Genomic DNA, 13,494 nt, shown 5'->3' on the forward strand with positions numbered 1-13,494 from the left:
CCTTCTACGAGATCGCGGTGTGCCAGCTGCGGGAGGCGGTGTCGGGCGGGTCCACGGCCGTGTCGGCCGAGCGGTGGGCACCCGCGTTGGTGAGGAAGCGCCGGAAGCCGGGCAGTGTGTCGGCTCCGGCGTCCGCGCCCTCGCCGTAGACCTCCTCCTGGAGCAGGACACCCAGGTCGTCCGCCTGCTCCGCCGCCATCACGGAAGCGTTGTACTCCTCCTCGACCTCCACGCTCGGCATCAGCACGAACACCGCGCGGACGTTGACCGGCAGGAACTCCCGCAGGATCGTCCGGATCCGCTCCCACTCGGCCTGCAGCACGAACACCTCGGTGGCGATGTCCGGGACGATGTACACGCCGAGGGTGTCCCGGGAGTACCAGGTGCTCTCGTCCCGGTCGTAACCGCCCCCGGGACGGGGCCTTCCGCAGTCGTAGGAGTAGGCGGCCGTGTCGTCGTGGAGGCGGTTGCGCAGTCGGTACATCGCCTCCGGGTCGGTCGTGTCGAGCGAACCGGGCGGCTCGGTACGGAAGTTCAGGTACGGCGGCCCGCTCTCCCGGGCGCGGGTGCTGCCGTCGGCGTACGCGAACCGGCCGTCCTCCAGCGGTTCACGGCGCGAGATGTCGTAGGAGACCAGCAAGTTCCTCACGAACTCCCGGACTTGGGCGTCCCAGCCGGTCAGCCGGTTGATCATGGCGGTGACGTTGGAGGCCGCTCCGACCGTCCGGTAGAACTCCGGGGCGAACATCAGCTCGCCGCGCTGGGCGTCCTCGTCCAGGTAGTCCTTCAGCCGCCAGCCGATCTGGCGTGCCAGCCGCGGCAACAGCCGGGCGTCCACCCGTCGGACGTCGTGGATCCCGGCGAGTTCCTCGATCTGGCCGCGCAGCAGGTCGGCATGGGTCTCGACGATCTCGACGAAACGCTGCAACTGCCCCTTGTGCACGTCTTCCTGAGCCACCGTGAAGGGTGCCGGGAGGCTGGTGTCGCGGACCCGGTCGGCCTGCGGCAGCGCCGCGAACAGTGCCGTGCCGTAGTGGCCGGTGGCGAGTGCGGAAGTCTGGGTGGCGCGGCTGTAGAAACCGGCGTCGGTGACGAAGGCCGTGTAGTAGTAGCGGGTTCCGGCCGACACCCCTTCCTGGTCGACGACTTCGACGGTGGTGGACCCGTCCGCTGTGGGGATACGACGGACGAGGCCCGCCAGTCGGCGGTCGCGCGGCACGCCTCGGAACCGGAAGCGGCGGGTGGTGGTGACGAGCTTCCCCGCCTCCCACTCGCTGCGGGTCTCCTCCACGTCGGCCGGGAAGTCCGCGCTGTCGTGCACCAGCACCCCGTCGGTGAGGTCGCCGTCCGCCGCCGGGACGGGCGCCCAGCCGCGCCGGGCGGTGCCCGGGAAGCGGCGCTCGCGGCGCAGCACGCGGACGCGTACGGCGGGATCGGGCAGCATCCATGACAGCCGGACCGCCGGGCCAAGCGGGTCCGTACGGGCGGTAAAGCCCAGCGCCGCGAGATCAGGGTTCATATCAGGCCGCCCTCGGCCTCCACCGACAGCAGGCCCGCCGTGGGGAACTCCCGGGGCTGGAGCTGGATCAGGCCGGTGGCCGCGTCCACCTGCTCGCCCGCCGGAACCGAGCGCACTCCGGCAAAGGTGGTGACCCGCGAGTACGCCACTCCCGGCTGGCTCTCCACCGCCTCGTAGATCTTGCTGAGGTAGAAGCTCTGCCCGAACCCGATCCGTTCCAGGTCGAAGAGGGCGCCCAGCGCCTTCTCGACCCTGCTGCGCACATCGGCCCGGTAGAAGGTCGGCTCGGCACCGACCGTCACCGCGAGGTCGACCCGCACGAACACCGGCTGCCGCACCGACACCAGGGCGGTCACCATCGCCCGCTCGGCGAGATACGTCAGCACCTGGGCGCGCAGCCGGCAGGTGGGCGCGGCCCCGGCGGAGTCCACCACGTACACGTCCACGTGGTTCCAGGAGGGCGCGACGGCGATCGCCCGGGTCACACCCGGGACGTTCTCGGCGAGTGCCGCGTAGTCGGTCGCGGTGACCGCGCGCTGACCGCTGCGGAAGACGTACGGTGCGAGCGCTCGGGCATGCTCGATCGACTCGCGCTCCGCGCCGCCGGAGGCCGCCAGCGGATTGACCACGGTGACAGGGAGGTTGACGCCGGACTTGGCGACCGTGACGGTGCCGGCGCCGACGTTGCCACGCTGCCCGCCGCCGATCAGATAGGTGGCCCGTACGGTCGCCCCGGCAGGAGGGACACGGCCGTGGGCGGCGTCCCCGAAGACCAGCTCCGCGCTGTCCTCGGCGTCGATCCTGACGACGTAGTGCGGATCCGCCGAGCGGCTGTGCAACAGCGTTCCGCGCCGCTCCCAGCGCTCGAAGCCGCCGCCCGCGTCCACCTCCACCGCCAGGTACTCCTGAGAGTCCGGATCGCGGGGCAACAGCACCGGGCTCTGCGTGAGCCGGAAGCCCTGGTTCGCATCGCCGGTGGAGGCACCCAGCACCTCGTTGTCGATCCGCTGGGCGTCGACGCAGGTCAATGTGGCGGCCACCGGGGTGCCGGAGCCGTCCTGGGGGACCTGGAGCGGGACGGGCGGCACCGGCAGATAACAGAACTCGATGGGTGGCCTGCCGGGCGCGGCCTCCGTGGCGAAGCGGGCTCCGGGCTGTACGACCAACGGGGTGGCGGTGTCGTTGCGGGCCGTGAGGGTCAGCTCGACGGCTGCCGGGGCCGGGGTGGAGAGGGTGTAGCCGATCAGGCCCAACAGGTCGATGACACTGCGTCGTTCGACGGCGGTGGCGAGGAAGGCCTCGTTCGCGATCCGGTCCTGGTAGTACAGCAGGACGTCGCCGACCTGCGCGAACAGCTCCAGCAGCAGCCGCCCGAGGTCGTTGTCGGAACGGTCCGTCCACTCCGGCAACTTGAGCGCGGCCGTGTCCAACAGCGAGGTGACCAGGGCGTCGTAGTCGCGGTCGGTGTAGTCCGTGATGCCGGGGATCCCGGGTTCGGAGGCCATGGCGGGTCAGCCGATCGGGACGACGACCGATTGCAGGCCGGGCCGCGTGGAGTCGACGTAGACCACACGCAGCCGCAGCACGCCCGGCTCGGTCTCGATCACACCGACCTCCTGGGGCAGCACCCGCGGCTCGAAGCGCAGCAGGGCGCGGGTGATCTGGTGCCGGGCGATCGCGACCATGCCCTCGTCCACGGTCTCCTGGAACAGTTGCGTCACCCCGCCGCCGTACTCCCGCAGCATCGGCCGCTCGCCGATCCGGGTCAGCAGCAGCCGTACGACGTTCTCGCGCAGCTTGTCCGCACCGGCGGAGACGGCGATGCCACCGGTGCGCGGGTCGACGCGGAAGGGGAAGGCCATGCCTCGGATGGCCGCGGTGTCCTCGGGCATGAGGGCTCGCTTTCGGGGTCAGTCGGCGGTGAGGAGGTTCTGGCCGGCGTCGGTGACCGACCAAGTACCGCTGGAGGTCCGGCCGGTGGCGGTGCTGAGCAGGACGGGCCTGTCGGCGGCGAACAACACCGTGGACGCGCCGGCGGTTTGGGAGGAGACGGCGGTACAGGGAGCGCTGGTCCGGGGGCAACCGGGGATCGGCGATGTCTCCAAGGTGCCGATCAGCGCGGCCTCGCCTGCGACCACGAGGACGTCCGACACGGCGGTGCCCACCGGGGAGACCGCGCTCTTGTGCAGGCACTCGATGGTCGACTCCTTCGTGATGACGGCAGCCATCGCTCACCCCTTCTTGATCTCGACCTTGTCCGCAGTGATCCGCACGTTCTGGCCGGTCGCGTCGATGACCAGCCCCTGCGGGCAGGTGATCAGCACACCGTCGCCCGAGAGCTCGACGCGGTTCCCGGACGGATCGGCCAGCGTGATCCGCTCCTCGCCCTCGCTGTCGTCCAGCACGATCACGTGTCCGGACGAGGTCTTCACGACCCGCCGGTCCGGCGAGCCGGCCTCCGTCGGCAGTTCACCCCGTGGCCACCACGTTCCGATCCACACCGGCGCCCCCGGATCCCCGTTCTCGAACGCGACCCACACCTTCGCCCCGACCGGCGGGACGAAGAAGTGGCCGTACGGCAGACAGGGCCGGGCCAGCGCGTCAGCCTCCGTGCCCTCGGCGTCGTAGACGGAGGGCACGCTGACCAGGAGCCGGCCGTCCTCGCGCACGTCCCTGACGGTCGCCGCGTACAGCCCGGGGAAGCTCTGTGCCGTGATGTCGAACACCGCCGTCACCTCCGTGCCGTGAACGCGGTCGTGTACGAGCGGGCGGTGACGTCCACCTCGTGCCGGACCCGGGCGAGATACCAGTCGCCGGACCAGCGGCCGCCGAAGCCGCTGAGCCGGACCCTTCGGCGGGGCCGGAACAGCACGTTGCCCGCCGCGCGGCCGGTGGCGGTCTGGCCGAGGCGGCGGGCCCGGTCGCCGAGCACCGAGGAGCGGTCGTCCCTCGTGCGGGAGGCGGCCCCGGCCGGGCGGCCCTGGGTGCGCCAGGTCTCGGTGAGCCGGGCCCGGACCGGGGCGCCCGCGGCCAGGATCGCGGCGGCCCACTCGCCGCCCTTGCCCAGCGCGGCGATCCGGGTGGGGTCGGGGACCCAGCCGGTGTCGGCCGGTGTCACCGAGGTCTGCGCGGTCTCGACCCGGTCGCCGGTCTGCGGGTCCGTGGTGACCAGTCGCTCCCCGGGATCGGTGGCGAAGGCGTCGAAGGCGGTCTCCAGGTCCAGCACGTTCAGGTTGTGGACGAGCTGCTGTTCGATCGGCGGATCGGCCAGCAGCGCCCGGGTGGCGACGAAGTCGAGCCGGTCGCGCGGCCCCGAGCAGTCCACCCCGACCTTGCAGTCGTACGCCTGAGCCAGTCGGTGCAGCAGCGCCAGGTCGGTCTCCTCGACCTGCTGCAACGGTCGTTCCGCGTCGAAGACCGGGTCCTCGCCGGGAGCGATACGGCCCGGGGCCAGCCCGCCCGCGAGCGCGACCTCGCGGACGGCCGCGCTCAGCGTGGTGTTCCACCAGCGTCGGGTCCGGGGCACCAGCGAGAGCGGGGCCAGCGCGTCCGCCGCCTCCACCACGACCCGGGCCGCGCCCAGCCGTTCGAAGGCGCACCGCACCGAGGTCACCGTGCCCCTGAACACCCGGGCGTGGGCGGTCCTGCTGCCCAGGTCGATCTCGACCGGCAGCCCCTCGTGCAGGATGTCCGGCAGCGCCAGGGAGCGGTCGTGGAAGGTGAGCGTGGCGAGGTCGGTCCGCAGGTCGCTCTCCTCGACCTCGACCCGGGCGACCATGGTGCTCGCGTCCTGCCCGGCGATGCGCACACGCAGATGGATGTCGGCCATGGCGGACTCAGGCCCGCTCGATCCGGGTTGCGTCGTCCGCCGACGGGATCAGCAGCAGATCGCCGGGCCGGTAACTGTCCGGCAAGCGGCCGGAGTTGGCGTCGAGCAGTGCCCAGTACAGGTCCTCGCGGCCGAGGAAACGCAGGGCCAGCAGGTCGACGGCGTCATAGCCGGTCCAGCGGTGCCGGCGGGATACGGCGGGGTCGGCGGCGGGCGCCGGCAGAGCGCGCCGCACGGGTAGGGAGCGGGTCGCGCCCCGGGTGGCGTGGTGCACCTGCAGTGCCTCCATGCCCCGGTAGCGGGAAAGCGGACCGACGGCCATGGGCGTGAACTCCTCATCCGGGTACGGCTGTTCAGAACAGGACGTTGCCGATGTCCTCGTAGGCGGTGTCGTAGAAGGCCAGGCCGATCCGCCTGGCGGTGTCGATCATGAAGGAGAGGGAGTCGACCCGTTCCGTCATGCTGATCTCCACCTCGGCCCGTACCGGGTCGAGGTCGGCGTTGAACTGGGTCTCGTTGATGCGGAGTTCGCTCACCACGCCGTCCACGGTGGTGCTGCCGAAGACCAGCAGCAGGGGCGGCGGCTCGTGGAAGAAGATCTCGTCCTGCGGTTCGGGCCCGGTGGGCGCGGCGGCGGAGAACGCGTCCACCACCCCGGACGCCAGCTTCAGCACATCCACCATCTGCGGGTACGCGAACGACCGGATCACCGCCAGATCGCCGAGGATGCTGCCGGAGCCGTCGCGTCGGCGGGCCGGTTCGCCCGGCCTGAGTTCCCGGCCGTCGATGACGAACCTGAAGCTGACGGTCCGTTCGGCGTCGGCCTTGAAGGACTTGAGGGTGGATCCGGAGAACCGCTGCCCCTTGAGCTCCAGTTGGCGCGTGAGCCCTCTGAAGTAGCCCTTCTCCTTGTTCGGGGTCCGGTCCGTCGACCAGTTCAGCCGGCGGCTGTCGCTGATCTGCGCCGGGTTGTACTGGAAGGGGTAGATCAGCGGCGGAATGGTCAACAGCTGCGCCAGATAGCCGCGCTTGGGCTGTTCCAGGGCGGGCAGGGACACGGTTCCTCCCTCTCGTGCGGCGGTCAGGGGCCCGCGGTGGTCGGCAGGCCGCCCCGGAACCGGTCGCGTTCGGTCAGCCGGCGGAGTTCCTCGAGCATTGAGCGGGCCATGCGCCGGGCGGTCTCGTCGGCGTGCTCGGTGTCCACGGCGTCGGTGGTGATCTGGATGTGGACGCCACCGTTGAGGGTCAGCGGGGCAGGGCCGGAGGGCTTGGCCGTCGGAGTGGACGGCTCTGGGGTCGGGGGCCGCCCGGTCAGCAGTTTCTGCAGCTGGGGGGTGATGTCCGGGAAGTCGGCGAGGATGAGGTCGGGGGCCGTGAAGCGGGGCAGCTTGATCGCCTGTGTCGTGGCCGGGACGCCCGGGGCAGGGGTTGCCGGGGGCGGTGGGCCGAGGGCCGTGCGGATCCAGGTCCTGCCGATCTTGGTGCCCTGTGCCATTCCGTCCGCGAGCGCCTTACTGACGTCCGGGCCCAGCGGCGCCGGCGGCGGGAACAGCTTGGCGCCGATCGGGCCCAGCTTCAGCGTGGCGTAGTCGTTGAGCACCTGGGCGGCGGCGTACCTGACGGCCGCCGCGACGGCCTCGCTCAGCGCGAAGGCGGTTCCGAGCAGCAGCGACGCCAGCGACTCCAGTGCGGCGCGGGTCGCGTCGCGGGTGATGACATCGACGTACGGCCGCGCCACATGCTCCAGCAGGTCCTTCAGATACCTGCTCAGCCAGCTCCCCAGCGCGTTCACGAACCGCCCCGTCCAGTCCACGAGCGCGCCGAACACCTGCTCCACCCAGTTGATCACCGTGCCCAGATGGGCGAGCACCACCGATGTCCCGACGTCGACGAAGAGCAGCAACGAGGAGAACAGCTTGGAGACCGGGAGGATGCCGGCCGCGGTGAGCTGGTCGAACACACCGCGGACGAGAACTCCGACCTCCTCGACGAAGGAGTGGGCGAACGCGTAGAAACGGGTCAGGAGTTCGTCGGTACGGTCCACCAGCTCGGTCAGTCGGGGCGCCAGTACGGCCAGACCGCCTACCATGAACGGGCCGCCGACCCCGCCGCCCACGATGCCGCCGAGGAGTCCGCCGAACAGGCTGCCGATGCCGCCCGCGATGCCGCTCACCGCGCTCCAAGGACTGGCCGTCTGCTGCGGCAGTAAGACCGGGACCGGTGTGCTCGTGTCGTTGACCACCCGGACCGCCAGGATTCCGCCGCCCGCCGAGGCCGCGACCGCCGTCCCCGCGGTAGTGACAGCGGCCGCCGGCTGAGGTGCCCCGGGTGCGTGGGCGGCGACCCGGTCCGCGGCCTGCCGCAGCGCGTCGGCCAGCGAGCGGATGCCCCGGTCGAGATCCCTCCGCTGCTGGTCGAGCATGGTGGACAGGGTTGTTGTCAGCTTGTCCAACTCCTCGCCCATGGCGTGCCGTTCACCCCCCTGATGTGGTCATGGCCCGGTGTTCGCTCTCCAACTGGTCCTGGAGCAGGCGGAGATAGGCGCGGCGTTCGGGTGCCGGAAGGTCCAGGACGGCGTCCGGCGACCAGTGCAGGTGGTAGGCGAGCAGGAAGACCTCGCGCCGCAACGAGTCCTCATCGCTCACCCCAGCGGGAAAAACTGGGACATGTCCAAGGCGCTGCGGTATTCCTCGTCGCAGTGCTCGCACACCACCGTGCGGATCAGCTCCGGCCCCGGCGCCCGTTCGTCCAGCGTGCGGCGGATCAACTGCCGGTCGGACATGGACAGATCGCTCAACAGCCGGACCCCGGCGGCCCGCACCGCCCGCTCCTCCATCTCGCCGACCCGGCGCAGACAGCGGGCCAGCAGGGCGTCCCGCTGCCGGCTCGGGTTCGCGTCCCGGCGGGCCGCCGCGGTCTCCTCGTCCTCGCCCGTCGGCAGCGCGAAGACCAGCTCGCGGTGGCAGTCGCCGTGGGCGTCGGTGTAGCCGTCCTCCAGCTCCACGGTCATCTCGCCCTCGCCGTCCGGGAGTTCCCGCACCTCGACGGTGGACAGGTCCTCCAGGACCAGGGTCATGCCCTGGCAGCGGGGACAGCGGTAGTGCGCCTCCATCTCGTCGCCGAAGGTCGTCCGGCGCAGCTGGAGCAGCAGGAAGTTACGGTCGGCGGAGGAGAGCCGACGGGCCGTCGGGGTGCTCAACGGGGTGCCGTCGGGTGTCTGCACACAGCTGGCGAGCAGTGCGGTGATCAGCTTGCCCGCGTTGTGCCGCAGGCGGGGGTCGGTGAGCAGGGCCTCTTCGCGGCCGGTCATTTTGCGCACGGTGACCTCGCGCAGCGGCTCGCCTTCGTCGGTCTGATGACCGACGGGCAGCGGGACGGAGGGCCTGAGGTGAGGGGAGATCGTCATGTCAGCAACCACTCCAGTCCGTCGACCTCCATGACCACGATGTGCTTGAGCGCGTTGGTGGACCCGGCCTCCAGGTCGGTGAAGCTGGCCGACTTCACCCAGGCGCCGTAGAACATGATCCGGAAGACCTCGCTGCCGAAGTGCTTCTTGACGATCGCGCCGTCCCGCCGGACCGTCGAACCCCGTCCGCCCTGCCCGTGCTTGAACATGTCCTCGAAGAACTCCTTGAAGAGCCGGTCGTCCGCGCTGCCGTCCACATAGCGCTCGATGGTCAACGGCTGGAACTTCACGACCCCGCTGGACACCTTGCGGACCACGTTGCTTCCTCCCTCCGGAATCTCGATCACGTCGGTCTCGCCGAGGCTGAGGCCGGACACCTTGGAGACCGAGGGGCTCTCCACGGTCCCGATCTCCACCACGAACTCGTTGGCCCGGTAGGGCTCTGGCATGGCTGCCCCCTCCTCCTGCCTGGGACGGCTAGTTCTCGCTCGCCGAAGCACCGCTGTCCTGCTGGCCGACCATGACGAGGATCGTCTCGGCGGGGCTGGACGGATAGAAATAGACCTCGATGCGCAGATTGCCGAGCGCCACCTCGTCCGGCGGGTTGTTCTCGGGCCCGCAGACCACGGTGAAGACGTCCTCGGGCCTGCCGCTGCCGAACGCCCGGGCCTGGTGCAGCCGCATCAGGAACGGGGTCACCGAGTTGTACTTGACCTTGTTCCACAGGGTGTCCCGGTTCGGCTCCTGCTTCACCCAGCGCAGCCCCTCGCGCAGCGAGGACTTCACGTAGTTGAAGAGCAGTCGTACGCCCACGAACAGCCAGCGGGTGTCGGTGGACAGGGTGCGCGACGTGTCGACGACGATGCCCGCGCCACGCACCGCGCGCACTGAGTTCACCGAACCGTTCTTCACCAGCTCGGTGTTGTCGGTGTCCGTGACGTCCCGTTCCACGGCGAGCGCCCCGCGCAGCACCGCCTCGTCACCGGCGGGCGCCTTCCACACTCCGCGCGTCTGGTCGATCCGGGCGTAGACACCGAGCACATGGCCGGTCGGCGGCACCACGCGGGTCGGCGCAGCACCGGCGCCGAGCGGGTCGGAGACGGTGATCCACGGCCAGTACAGCGCGCCGTACACCTTCGCGGCCCGGAAGTCCTGCCCGAACCCCCTTGCCCCGTCGGAGTCCTGGCCCTTCGGGGTATGGCCGACGAACATCGCGTCGCCGCGCGCCTCGCAGTAGTTGAGCGCGGCCTGGGTGACGGGCCGCATCAGGGCGTCCGCCATGGCCTCCGGCACCGAGAGCAGCTGGATCGCGGAGGTGTCGAAGCGGGTGAGGGCGGCCCGATAGTCCCCGGCGGTCGGATCATCGCCGTCGGCCCCTTCCGTCCGGGTCAGACCGCCGCTGTCCGGAGTCGGAAGCCCGAGCCGCACACCCGGGGTGACGGCGGGGACGTCCCGGCCGGTGAAGTCGCCGGGGGAGGGGTCGGTGAGCACGATGGACGCGGAGCCGGCGCGGGGGTCGTTCACTTTTGTCGGGGCGTAGTTCGGGCGGCTCGCGTCGAGGGAGAGTTTCGTCCAGGTCTCGATGGTCTGGAGGCCGGGTCCGTCCGCCGCCGCACCACGCCGTACGACAAGGTCGAACTCGCAGGTGGAGACCGTGGCACGGTCCTCCACGCGGTACTCGTTGCGATCACCGGCCGCGGCCGGTTCGTCCCAGGTCAGCACGTAGTCGGCGGGACCGGCCTGCTCGATGGCCGTGATCCGCACCCAGTCCGAGGCGATCCCGTCGTCGAGACGCACTCGGTCCCCGACCCGGAACCCGGCCATGGTGGCCACGCGAGCCGAGGTGTACGACGGGTTCGCGCTGTTGGTGCCGGAGGCGCTGACCGTGCCGTCGGGGAATCCGAGCAGCTCCCGGGTCTCGTCGTCGCCATCGGCGCCGGTGAGCACGGACAGCTTCGCGGTGCCGCCCTTGCCCCGGCCGATCAGCAGCAGACCGCCACCGGCCGCTTCGGCACGCACGCGCGTACCCGCCTGGTTGTTGACGGCCGCGGCCACGTCGTCGACGGTCACCTGCGCGGGCACGGGCACCGAGTCGTTGCCGAAGGTCACGGTCAGCGTCGCGGCCGGGGCCTCCACCCGCAGTACCAACCTGCGCGTCGCCCCGCTGTCGTCGGGGCTGAGATCGACGGTACGGGCCGCCCAGGCCTCGCCCTGCAGTCGTGGCGGTCGGTTGCCGTCCAGGGTGGCGGTCAGCGGGGTGGAGAACTCGGGGTTGTCGGCGACGGCGATGTGCAGGTCGTTGCCCCAGGCCCCGGGATCAGGGGTGCCCCGATATCCCGCGCCGACCGCGAGCGAGTCGTCGCCGTCCCGGTCCTTGAGCGTGACGGAAGCGGCGGCCGCGCCGGCTCCGACAACCCGGGCGACGTACGCCTGCCGCCCCCCGTTCCCGAAGAACCCGTCCACGGCATACGCCCCCAGGAACCGGGCGTCATAACCCCCGAACCGTCCGGCGAACTGCTGCACCGACGACACCCGCACCACCGAGTCCACCGGCCCCCGCCGGCTGCGCAGCACCAGCCCGGCCACGGAGGTCGGCGCCCCGGAGATGGCCGGCGCGGTCCGCCCGTCCGTCTCCACCACGTTGATACCGATGTTGAGGCTCATGGGCGTCTCCAGGGGATCCGGAGGGGATGGGAGGGCGAGGGAGGCGGTGAGTGGTCGAGGCGGCGGGGCTGCGGGCCGGAAGGTCCAGGCGGCGGAGGAGGCACCGGCGGTGGGCCTCCGCGCGGTGTGCGGGGATGCTCACCGGGGTGTCCCCTCCCGTAGGGGGCTGTCCGGCCGGCCCGTCGTCAGCAGGGGCCGCCCGAAGGCGTACGGACGTCGGGGCCCTGTCTCCTGGGGGACCAGCAGCCGGTAGTACAACGGGGTCGCGGGTGGGCGGTACGGGCCGGTGGACAGGGGGCCGGGTTCCAGTGGGCACAGGGCGAGGGGCTCGTCGAAGACCAGGAGGCGAGGATCGCGGGCCAGCTCGGCGGTGATCGCCTCGGTGATCCGGGCCCGGTCGGAGTGCGCGGCGGCGAAGGCCTCGATCCGGTAGTCCAGCCGCAACTGCTGGGGGCGGGGGCGAACGTACGCCCCGTGGGCCGTCTCGTTGTCGACGACATCGCCGCCCGACTGCGGCGGCGCCGGCAGCACGGCACAGGGGCCGATCGAAACGTACGGCGGCGGCTGGTCCGGCGGCACGTCGAAGAACGCGGGGACGTCCGGCACCAGGCCGTCCAGTCGCCCCAGCAGCGCGTCCCCGGCGTCCCGCAGCGCCTCCGGCGTACCGGCGACGAGATCGTCCACGGCCGCGCCGAACGCCGGAGCCGGCGCCGGACAGCGCAGCCGCAGCACACCCAGCCCCCGTCGCAGGCCCGACGGCATGTCACCCAGCCACAGCCGCTGCAGCTCCCAGGAGTCCGGCCGCTCCACGCACAGTCGCCGCTGCCAGGGGAGGTCGGCCGGATCCGCCCCGGCCTCCAGGATCAGACGGGGCGAGACGAGCGAGATCCGGAGCCACAACCGCAGCTCGGTGCAGTCGTCGAGATCCAGGGCGGGACTGAAGATCCGCTGCACGTACGGGCTCCGGTCACCGGCCCCGGCGGTGATGGCCATTCCCCGGCCATCGGCACCGAGACAAGCGGCCTCGGGCGCGGAGACGGCACTCCACAGCCCGGAGTCGTCCGCCGGCCAGGGCGAGCCGAACTCATCGACGACGCGACTGCCCATTGGCTCCACCCCCCCGTTTCGCGGCGGCGGTCACCCTGCCCGACCGGCGTCACCGGTCCGTCACCCCTCCGTCACCGGCAGCGGAACCAGCGCCGCAGCCCAACCCTCCGGGGCATGGCCCGCGAACACACAAGGCTCACCTGTCGGGGTGCCGTCGAGGCTCCGCGTCAGGCCGGGGCAAGGACGCAGAACTCGTGCCCCTCCGGGTCGGTCAGGCACGTCCATGGGACGTCGCCCTGGCCGAGGTCGAGGTCCGTGGCGCCGAGGGTTCGCAGGCGGGCCACCTCCGACGTCTTGTCGTTGCCGGGGTGGGGGAGCAGGTCGAGGTGGAGGCGGTCCGGCACGGTCTTCGTGTCGGGCGTGCGGAGGAACTCGAGAAACGGGCCCACGCCCTCGGCGGAGCGCAGCGACGCGTGGTCGTCGGTGACCTCGTGCAGGGTCCAGTCCGTCGCCCCGCCCCAGAACCGGGCCATGGCCCGCGGATCCACGCAGTCGACCACCACCGCGGCGATCGGCCCGGTGTCCCGGTAGATCTCCCGAGGCTCCAGCACGCAGAACTCGTTGCCCTCGGGGTCGGCGAGGACCGTCCACGGCACGTCCTTCTGACCCACGTCGACGGGCGTCGCACCGAGCCTCTTCAGGCGCGCGATCAGCTCCGTCTGATGGGCCGCGGAGGTGGTGGCGAGATCGAGATGCGTACGGTTCTTTGTCGCCGTCTTGGGCTCCGGGACGGGAACGACGTCGATGCAGACGGCGACCGGGTGCGGCCAGACGAGGTCGCCGACCGGTCCGCCGTCGGGTCCGACGTACGTGGTCACCCCGGGGCTGAACACACTCCAGCCGAGCGCCTCCGCCCAGAACCGGCCGATCGCCTGGCCGTCGAGGGCCTTGATGTTCACCTGGACCGGTCGCAGCGCCATACCGGCGATCCTATGCACCGGCTCCGCGGCGACCGTCGCAGTTACCGGG

The 13,494-nt window shown here is 71.4% G+C and carries 15 protein-coding genes; all 15 read right to left on the reverse strand.

Annotated elements, in window-relative coordinates:
• Positions 1–4: 4 nt before the first annotated feature.
• Complete coding sequence (locus JEQ17_RS37660; protein WP_200399419.1) at positions 5–1,519, reverse strand: hypothetical protein; 1,515 nt, start codon at positions 1,517–1,519, stop codon at positions 5–7.
• Positions 1,516–3,024: a putative baseplate assembly protein gene (locus tag JEQ17_RS37665; protein WP_200399420.1), complete on the reverse strand. Its 1,509-nt coding sequence runs from the start codon at positions 3,022–3,024 to the stop codon at positions 1,516–1,518. The genes JEQ17_RS37660 and JEQ17_RS37665 overlap by 4 nt, the downstream gene beginning before the upstream one ends.
• Before the next feature lie 6 nt (positions 3,025–3,030).
• Positions 3,031–3,411, reverse strand: a complete 381-nt coding sequence (locus tag JEQ17_RS37670; protein ID WP_200399421.1) for a GPW/gp25 family protein — start codon at positions 3,409–3,411, stop codon at positions 3,031–3,033.
• Positions 3,412–3,429: 18 nt separating this feature from the next.
• Positions 3,430–3,747 carry a hypothetical protein gene (locus JEQ17_RS37675; RefSeq protein WP_200399422.1) on the reverse strand — a complete coding sequence of 106 codons (318 nt, stop codon included), beginning with the start codon at positions 3,745–3,747 and terminating at the stop codon, positions 3,430–3,432.
• 3 nt (positions 3,748–3,750) lie between these two features.
• Positions 3,751–4,245 carry a phage baseplate assembly protein V gene (locus JEQ17_RS37680; protein WP_200399423.1) on the reverse strand — a complete coding sequence of 165 codons (495 nt, stop codon included), beginning with the start codon at positions 4,243–4,245 and terminating at the stop codon, positions 3,751–3,753.
• Between the two features lie 5 nt (positions 4,246–4,250).
• Positions 4,251–5,348, reverse strand: a complete 1,098-nt coding sequence (locus JEQ17_RS37685; RefSeq protein WP_200399424.1) for a contractile injection system protein, VgrG/Pvc8 family — start codon at positions 5,346–5,348, stop codon at positions 4,251–4,253.
• A 7-nt stretch (positions 5,349–5,355) separates the two neighbouring features.
• The gene (locus tag JEQ17_RS37690) at positions 5,356–5,670 is read right to left on the reverse strand and encodes a hypothetical protein (protein ID WP_200399425.1); all 315 of its coding nucleotides are present in this window, start codon (positions 5,668–5,670) and stop codon (positions 5,356–5,358) included.
• 31 nt (positions 5,671–5,701) lie between these two features.
• Positions 5,702–6,406 (reverse strand): CIS tube protein, encoded by a 705-nt coding sequence (locus JEQ17_RS37695; protein ID WP_200399426.1) that lies wholly within the window; start codon positions 6,404–6,406, stop codon positions 5,702–5,704.
• 23 nt (positions 6,407–6,429) lie between these two features.
• Positions 6,430–7,812 (reverse strand): hypothetical protein, encoded by a 1,383-nt coding sequence (locus JEQ17_RS37700; protein ID WP_200399427.1) that lies wholly within the window; start codon positions 7,810–7,812, stop codon positions 6,430–6,432.
• A 10-nt stretch (positions 7,813–7,822) separates the two neighbouring features.
• Positions 7,823–7,993, reverse strand: a complete 171-nt coding sequence (locus JEQ17_RS37705; protein WP_200399428.1) for a hypothetical protein — start codon at positions 7,991–7,993, stop codon at positions 7,823–7,825.
• Entirely contained in the window at positions 7,990–8,754 is a 765-nt protein-coding gene (locus tag JEQ17_RS37710; RefSeq protein ID WP_200399429.1) for a T4 family baseplate hub assembly chaperone, read from the reverse strand. The genes JEQ17_RS37705 and JEQ17_RS37710 overlap by 4 nt, the downstream gene beginning before the upstream one ends.
• Complete coding sequence (locus tag JEQ17_RS37715) at positions 8,751–9,203, reverse strand: phage tail protein (protein WP_200399430.1); 453 nt, start codon at positions 9,201–9,203, stop codon at positions 8,751–8,753. The genes JEQ17_RS37710 and JEQ17_RS37715 overlap by 4 nt, the downstream gene beginning before the upstream one ends.
• 28 nt (positions 9,204–9,231) lie before the next feature.
• Positions 9,232–11,418, reverse strand: coding sequence for a phage tail sheath family protein (locus JEQ17_RS37720; RefSeq protein WP_200399431.1), 2,187 nt, complete (start codon positions 11,416–11,418; stop codon positions 9,232–9,234).
• 138 nt (positions 11,419–11,556) lie between these two features.
• A complete protein-coding gene (locus tag JEQ17_RS37725) occupies positions 11,557–12,525 on the reverse strand; it encodes a hypothetical protein (RefSeq protein WP_200399432.1) in 969 nt (322 codons plus the stop codon).
• A 167-nt stretch (positions 12,526–12,692) separates the two neighbouring features.
• Positions 12,693–13,445, reverse strand: a complete 753-nt coding sequence (locus tag JEQ17_RS37730; RefSeq protein ID WP_200399433.1) for a VOC family protein — start codon at positions 13,443–13,445, stop codon at positions 12,693–12,695.
• Positions 13,446–13,494 lie beyond the last annotated feature (49 nt).

Origin of the sequence: Streptomyces liliifuscus (genome assembly GCF_016598615.1) — a bacterium.
GTDB lineage: Bacteria > Actinomycetota > Actinomycetes > Streptomycetales > Streptomycetaceae > Streptomyces > Streptomyces liliifuscus.

Coding starts and splice junctions, on each gene's coding strand:
- JEQ17_RS37675 (WP_200399422.1), bottom strand. CDS start 3,747: ATGGCTGCCGTCATCACGAAGGAGTCGACCATCGAGTGCCTGCACAAG.
- JEQ17_RS37660 (WP_200399419.1), bottom strand. CDS start 1,519: ATGAACCCTGATCTCGCGGCGCTGGGCTTTACCGCCCGTACGGACCCG.
- JEQ17_RS37670 (WP_200399421.1), bottom strand. CDS start 3,411: ATGCCCGAGGACACCGCGGCCATCCGAGGCATGGCCTTCCCCTTCCGC.
- JEQ17_RS37665 (WP_200399420.1), bottom strand. CDS start 3,024: ATGGCCTCCGAACCCGGGATCCCCGGCATCACGGACTACACCGACCGC.
- JEQ17_RS37720 (WP_200399431.1), bottom strand. CDS start 11,418: ATGAGCCTCAACATCGGTATCAACGTGGTGGAGACGGACGGGCGGACC.
- JEQ17_RS37725 (WP_200399432.1), bottom strand. CDS start 12,525: ATGGGCAGTCGCGTCGTCGATGAGTTCGGCTCGCCCTGGCCGGCGGAC.
- JEQ17_RS37715 (WP_200399430.1), bottom strand. CDS start 9,203: ATGCCAGAGCCCTACCGGGCCAACGAGTTCGTGGTGGAGATCGGGACC.
- JEQ17_RS37710 (WP_200399429.1), bottom strand. CDS start 8,754: ATGACGATCTCCCCTCACCTCAGGCCCTCCGTCCCGCTGCCCGTCGGT.
- JEQ17_RS37685 (WP_200399424.1), bottom strand. CDS start 5,348: ATGGCCGACATCCATCTGCGTGTGCGCATCGCCGGGCAGGACGCGAGC.
- JEQ17_RS37730 (WP_200399433.1), bottom strand. CDS start 13,445: ATGGCGCTGCGACCGGTCCAGGTGAACATCAAGGCCCTCGACGGCCAG.
- JEQ17_RS37690 (WP_200399425.1), bottom strand. CDS start 5,670: ATGGCCGTCGGTCCGCTTTCCCGCTACCGGGGCATGGAGGCACTGCAG.
- JEQ17_RS37700 (WP_200399427.1), bottom strand. CDS start 7,812: ATGGGCGAGGAGTTGGACAAGCTGACAACAACCCTGTCCACCATGCTC.